Source organism: Streptosporangium sp. NPDC004379 (genome assembly GCF_042873875.1).
GTDB lineage: Bacteria > Actinomycetota > Actinomycetes > Streptosporangiales > Streptosporangiaceae > Streptosporangium.
The window spans coordinates 73364-79397 of the sequence record NZ_JBIAMC010000026.1; the positions used below are offsets into that span (position 1 = coordinate 73364).

General features: G+C 72.1%; 6 protein-coding genes and 1 pseudogene. 3 read left to right on the forward strand and 4 right to left on the reverse strand.

The genetic code is table 11. The features are described from left to right. Window positions 1–228: 228 nt before the first annotated feature. Window positions 229–375: a hypothetical protein gene (locus ACFYSC_RS35145; RefSeq protein ID WP_189247281.1), complete on the forward strand. Its 147-nt coding sequence runs from the start codon at window positions 229–231 to the stop codon at window positions 373–375. A 45-nt stretch (window positions 376–420) separates the two neighbouring features. Next, on the forward strand, window positions 421–1737 hold the full coding sequence (locus tag ACFYSC_RS35150; protein WP_389970175.1) for a hypothetical protein: 1317 nt from the start codon (window positions 421–423) through the stop codon (window positions 1735–1737). Here the strand turns inward: ACFYSC_RS35150 and ACFYSC_RS35155 are convergent. Then, a complete protein-coding gene (locus ACFYSC_RS35155; RefSeq protein ID WP_389970190.1) occupies window positions 1726–2190 on the reverse strand; it encodes a PadR family transcriptional regulator in 465 nt (154 codons plus the stop codon). The two genes, ACFYSC_RS35150 and ACFYSC_RS35155, sit on opposite strands and share 12 nt — an antisense overlap. A gap of 17 nt (window positions 2191–2207) precedes the next feature. Between ACFYSC_RS35155 and ACFYSC_RS35160 the strand changes: the two genes are divergently transcribed. After that, window positions 2208–3005 (forward strand): alpha/beta fold hydrolase, encoded by a 798-nt coding sequence (locus ACFYSC_RS35160; RefSeq protein WP_389970178.1) that lies wholly within the window; start codon window positions 2208–2210, stop codon window positions 3003–3005. A 102-nt stretch (window positions 3006–3107) separates the two neighbouring features. Here the strand turns inward: ACFYSC_RS35160 and ACFYSC_RS35165 are convergent, their stop codons facing one another. From ACFYSC_RS35165 to ACFYSC_RS35175, 3 genes and pseudogenes are all read right to left on the reverse strand, one after another. Then, window positions 3108–3572, reverse strand: coding sequence for a GNAT family N-acetyltransferase (locus ACFYSC_RS35165; RefSeq protein ID WP_389970181.1), 465 nt, complete (start codon window positions 3570–3572; stop codon window positions 3108–3110). Between the two features lie 250 nt (window positions 3573–3822). After that, window positions 3823–4683, reverse strand: coding sequence for a viomycin phosphotransferase (gene vph / locus ACFYSC_RS35170; RefSeq protein WP_389970184.1), 861 nt, complete (start codon window positions 4681–4683; stop codon window positions 3823–3825). A 51-nt stretch (window positions 4684–4734) separates the two neighbouring features. After that, window positions 4735–5855 (reverse strand): annotated as a pseudogene (locus ACFYSC_RS35175) (IS630 family transposase). Window positions 5856–6034 lie beyond the last annotated feature (179 nt).

Below are 6034 nucleotides of genomic sequence, written 5' to 3' on the forward strand. Positions count from 1 at the left end.
CCGGAGTGGGCCGGAGTGGGCTGGAGTGGGCTGGAGTGGGCCGAGGCCGGGTGAGCGGCTGTCTGGGACGCCGGGCGGGAGGTCCGCCGGGACGGCGCGCGGGCGCGGGCGCATTCGTCAATGACCGGCGGGCCGTTCGATTTCCCCGTTGACAGGTAAGTCGTCCCATTTTACGTTCATTCACATAATCTCAGGGGAAATCGTCAAATCCCCATCAGGAGGTCCAGCGTGATGCCCGAGATCCTGCAGCAGACGACGACCGAAACCCCGGTTATGCTCACGCCTGAACTCGTGGAGACAATGCTCTCCGAGCGCCAGGCCGTACAGGTCATGAAATTCCGCACGACCTGCACGGACTGCGTGCCGAATTACTGATGATCGGAAGACCCGGGACGCCCGCCGCGAGAAACCCGTCCGGCCTTGCCGGATGACGCGGACCTGACGGGCGGACACGCCGGCGTCCCGGGGGTCGGCGTCACACCCCACCCCCGGGAGTCGTTGCGCGCGGTGCCGGACCGGATCCTGGCGGCGCTGGAACGGGCCGAGCGCGGGGTCGTCGTCCTGGCGGTGGACGGCCTGGCCTGGCGGGCGGCCCGCGCGGCCTGGCCCGCGGCCGGTCTCACCCGCCTCACCTCGACGTTCCCCAGCACCTCGGCGACCGCCTGGATGACCTCGGTCACCGGCCTCCCGGCCTCCGGGCACCTGGCGATCGGGGCCGCCTGCCGCTCACCCGCCGACGGCTCCCTCATGAACGTGATCACCGGTGAGACGCTCGCGCGAGCCGTACCGGATCGGCCGGGCGGCGCCCCGCCCGGCGGCGGCCTCTCCGGCGGTCCCCCACGCGGTGCCCGTCCGGACGGCGGCCCCCAGGGCGGCGCCTCTTCCGGCGGCGGCCCGCCGGGCGACGACCCCCGTGACGGCCCGCCCGGCGGTGACCTCATCGCGGCGCGGACGACCGTGTTCGAGCGCGCGGCCGCGATTCCCGGAACCGTCGCCGTCGCCGCCGGACGCGAGATCGACACGCTCGGGAGCCCCTGGTCCGCCGCGCTGCTGCGGGGAGCGGCCCGGTTCCCGGCGTTCCGGAACGCCGGAGAGGTCCCGGCGGCGCGGCGGAGCGAACTCGCCGCCCAGGCGCTCGACCCGGAGAGCCTGGTGGCGGCCGTGGCCCGCGACGTCGAGGCCGCGTTCGCCGCGCACGCCGCGGACGGCCGGCGGCTGCTGCTGTGGATCTACGTCAACCTGGACGACCACGTCCACCGGCACGGTTACGACCCCCATGCCATGCGCGCCGTCGCCGGACTGGAGCGCCACGCGCTGGCCTGGGCCGCGAGGGGGTGGCACGTGATCGCGCACTCCGACCACGGCCAGGTGCCCGTCGTCCCCGACCCGGCCCTGGAGGCCGCGTGGGCCGAGGTGGACGTCCCGGAGCTGTGCGCGCTGCCGGGCGGGGGCGCGGGACGGGTGCGCTGGCTCCACCCGCGTCCGGGACGGGCGGACGAGGCGGCGGAACGGCTCGCCGCCGCTCTCGGCGGGCACGCGCTCGTGCTGGCCGCCGACGAGCTGCCCGGCATGGGCCTGCTGGAGCTGACCCCGGCCGTCCGGGAGCGGATCGGGGAGGTGGTGGCCGTCGCGGCCTCGCCCCGCTTCCCCCTCCCGGTGCGCGGCCCGCGTTTCGAGCACGGGGCGCTGACCGAGGACGAGATGCTCGTGCCGCTGGCCGTCTGGTCAGCGGGCTGAGCCGTACTCCTCGTCCAGCAGACCGAGGGTCTCGCGCAGCCAGCGGATCTCCGTACGGCTGGTCGCGGTGGCGATCGTGAACAGGCCCCGCCGGAAGGGGTCGTCGAAGTCGGCGGCGCGCAGCGGACGGTCGCCGTCCCAGAAGAAGCTGGCGGGCTGGGTGAGGAAGTCCAGCCGGCGGCGCAGGACCGCGGCCTGCCGCGCGGGGTCGCCGAGGTGGCGCAGGAAGGCCAGGACGGTGAACCAGCGGTTCTCGTCGGTGACGAACTGCTCGTCGGGCTCGCCCAGCCGGCGCAGCAGCTCCCGGCGCCCGGCCTGGGTGAGGCTCAGCATGTGCCGGGGAGCGGCGAGGGCGCCGGGCCGCAGCTCGCGGGCGAGCAGCCCGGCGCGCTCCAGGCGCTTGATGGCCGGGTAGAGCGTTCCGTCGGCGATCGGCCGCACGTGCCCGGTCAGCGCGGCGGTGCGCTTGCGTGCGGGTGAGGGACGACGGGAGCCGGATCCGCTGGGTGGAACTGCCGGGCGTGGAACCGGCCAGGGTGTTCGTGCACGGCCTCGGCACGTCGTCGGCGCCGTACTTCACCCCGGCTGCGACCCACCCGGCGCTCGCGGGCCACCGGACCCTGATGATCGACATGCTCGGGTTCGGCATCAGCGACCGGCCCGCCGACTTCGGCTACACCCTGGAGGGGCACGCCGACATGCTCGCCGCCGCGCTGACCGGCGCCGGCGTCGGCGCCGCCGAGGTCGTGGCGCACAGCATGGGCGGCGCGGTGGCGACGGCGCTGGCCGTACGGCATCCGCACCTGGTCTCGGCGCTCGTCCTGGTCGACGCCAACCTCGACCCGGTCGATCCCGCGCCGTGGCCGGGCAGCTCGGGGATCGCCACCTACACCGAGGAGGACTTCCTGCGGTACGGCTGGGCGGAGACCATGGAGCGGGTCGGCCCGCACCGGGCGGCCACCATGCGCCTGGCGGGTCCCGAGGCGCTGCACCGCAGCGCGGTCCACCTGGTCCGGTGCGCCGTGCCGTACGGCGGAGCCACCCGCAGCGTCCGCGAGCTGCTGCCGGAGCTGACGATCCCGCGCACCTTCATCCACCCCGAGGCGGACGGCGCGCCGGTCGGCGCCGCCGGACTGGTCGCGGCCGGGGTGGACGTCGTGGCGGTCCCGGACTGCGGGCACAACGTCATGCTCGACAACGTCGACGGCTTCGCCCGCGCCGTCGCGGCGGCACTGCGGCGGCCCCGGGGTGCGGGTCCGGGGGTGTGAGGGGCCGGCAGTCGCGGTCGGCGGCCCGGCGGGAACGGCCCGAGGGGTGAACCCGGAGGTGTCCCGGACGTGTCCCGGGACGCGGATCCGGGGGCGTGCGGGTCAGGCGTCCCGGGCGGCGGGCCGCCAGCGGTAGCGGGCGTCGGGGAGGTTCTCCTCGTTGCCCTCGCCGTCGCCCAGCTCCACCAGGGCGAAGCCGTGCCGCTCGTAGAAGCGGCGGGCGCCGGCGTTCTCCTGGAACACGTGCAGGTCGAGCCCGTCCGGCCGCCGCTCCTTGGCCAGCGCGAGCAACGCGGCGCCGAAACCCCGGCCCTGGGCCTCCGGCGCGACGTACAGGTGCTCCAGCCACCCGTCGCCGAGCGCCGCGAAGGCCGCGACCTCGCCGTCCGGCCCGGTCACCCAGACCTCGTCGTCCCGGAGCACGACGTGGGCGATCCAGCGCCGGGTCTCCTCCTCGGTGTGCAGGTCCGGCAGGTAGGTCATCTCCGCGCGAGCGGCCAGGAAGACCTCGGCGATCCGCCCGGCGTCCCCGGGCAGGGCCCGGCGCGGGCCCGCGGTCTGTCGCATCCGCCCACGGTGGCACACCCGCGCGATGGCGGGCCACCGGATATCACCGACGGCCCGCCCTGCCACCGGAGGGGTCCGGAGCGGGCGACGGGATCCCGAGTCGCTAGTGCTGTGACCGGAAACGATCACCGGGTTGTTGCAGGCATGAGCGCCTTTGGAGAGGCTCTTCCGCGTCTTCGGAGATCGGGCGCTGTCCGTCAACACCAGTGATGGGAGTAGACGACGATCACGGTGGGGCCGGGGGATGAATTCAGCGGTAGCCGCTCAGACCGTCCGCCAGTTGTTCTTCGTCGCCGTCCCGGTGCGCGGATAGAGCCTGCTGCAGGGCGAAGGTTGTGCGAATGATGGCGATGCGGGTGGCCATCGTGCTGTCCAACCAGCCGCCCAGCGTCAGTACCCGATTCAAGAAATGCGTGCCGTAGCCGGCCCCAACGGCCGCAAGATCCTCGGCGGGATCACCAATCGTGACCTCATCCCAATCGATCACCCCGCCGAGCACGGGCAGTCCGTCCTGGCACTCCCATAGGACATTCTCGGCACCGAGATCACCGTGGACCACCGCATCGGTGATGTGGGGAAGGCTGTCGAGCGCCGCGAGCTCTCGCTCAGCTCGTTGACGCCCGCCATCGGACATGAGCCCGAACAACTCGGTGCGGACGTAGGCTGCGAACTGCCGCCACCGATCTTGTGGTGCCGGCAGGGCCGCTCGCACCTTCTCCTCAGCGCCGACTCTGGCCAGTTCGGTAAGTAGCGCGACGTACTGCGCGGCCGCGGCCTCGGCCACCTTGGCATCTTCGAGTGCATCGGCCTCCAACGGGGCTCCGGGAACGCGGCTGAGGACGAGGAACTGCGGCTGGTCTGTGCCGTGAGTGCTGCTCTCTAGCAGTGGCTGAGGCGTGCGGAAGCCGAGATCGAATCCGGCGAGCAGGCGCAAGACAGCGGCCCTGTGCGGCAGCCGGGTGGCCGCGGCTTCGGTGCGAGGCAGGCACACGACACGGTCTGCGCCGATCACTACCTGGTGGAATTGTCCTTGGCGGACGGCGAGATCCTCCGGTCTGACGGCCGGCAGTAGTCGGCTCAACAGAGCGTGATTCGTCTGCAGGATCTGCATGAGGTGCGAACTGTCCTTTCCTTCAGAGCGCCGGGGGTACCGGGCGGGTGGTCACGCGGCGGGTGCCAGCGGTCGGCCGCCCCAGCAGATGCCTTTCTCGCTGCGGATGCGGGCGCGTTCGCGGCGTTGCGCGGCCAGCACGTCGGGATGACGGAGGTGAGCGTTGCGCCAGCGCAGGTAGGCGTGCAGTGCGCGGGTCTGCACGGTGTGGTTGGGATGGTCGGAGTTGGACAGGGTGAACTGGCGCAAGGGCCCGAAGTGCGCCTCGATCGGATTGGCCCAGGAAGCATACGTCGGGGTGAACAGCAACTCGACCTTGTTCTTCTTCGCCCAGGCGAGGCTGCGGGCGTTCTTGTGCGCCGACAGGTTGTCCAGGATCACGTAGATCGGGGCGCCGTCCGGGCGGGCCGCCCGGATCGAGCGCAACGCGGCCCAGGTGTGATCGATGCCCTTGCGTCGATGGTTGATGCCCCACAGCAGATCGTCGCCGACGGAGTAGCAGCCGTGGAAGTACCTCACGCCGTGGGTGCGGTGGTAGGTGGCCGGCAGCCGGTCCGGCTGGCCCTGCGGCGCCCAGCCCGTCCCGGCGGTCGGACGAATGCCCAGGGGACCGAACTCGTCGAAGGCGAAGGTGCGCTCGGGCCGCTGCGTCAGGGCGTACTCGATGCGTTCCAGCTTGGCCTCGAAGTCCGGGTCGGGCGATTCTTTCCGGTCTTGGTGCGCTGGAAGGTGATCCCGCGCCGGGCCAGCAGGGTGCGTAACGCTTCCCGGCCGATGGCGATGCTGCGGTCGGGCAGACGGCGCAGGTAGTCGAGGAGCTTGCGGATGGACCAGCGGGTGAAGGGCTGGCCGAGCTCGGCAGGTCGGGTAGTGGCCGTCGCCGCGACGAAGTCTTCGTCGTCAGGACTCAGCAGGCGGGGACGGCCTCCCGCCCACTGAGGGTCCAGGCAGGCCAGCCCGATCTCGTTGAAACGATGAATCACATCGCGCACGGTGTCCTCATCGGCGGTCACCAGGCGCGCGATGACCGGCACGGTATTGCCACCGGCCGAGGCCAGCAGGATCATCGCCCGCCGATGGCGCACCGTGCTCATCGTGCCTCGCCGCACGATGCGCTGCAGCTTCTGCCCTTCTTGATCCGTGAGCCTGCGGACCTTGACCGGTTGCGTCACCCTGCCTCCCGAGCACTGATCGAACACGATCAAAGCGGCACGGGCGCCCTACGCGCCAACCCGATGATCGTTTCCGGTCACAGCACTAGTAGTGCTTTGTTAGGTCAGGCTGTTGTGGCTGGTCGGGTCGTCCGGGTGATGGTTCGATGCGGGCGTGACCCCCGAACAGCTCGTTCATA

Excerpts from the sequence above, each read along its gene's own strand:
- ACFYSC_RS35165 (WP_389970181.1), bottom strand. The coding sequence starts at position 3,572 with ATGCGACAGACCGCGGGCCCGCGCCGGGCCCTGCCCGGGGACGCCGGG.
- vph (WP_389970184.1), bottom strand. The coding sequence starts at position 4,683 with ATGCAGATCCTGCAGACGAATCACGCTCTGTTGAGCCGACTACTGCCG.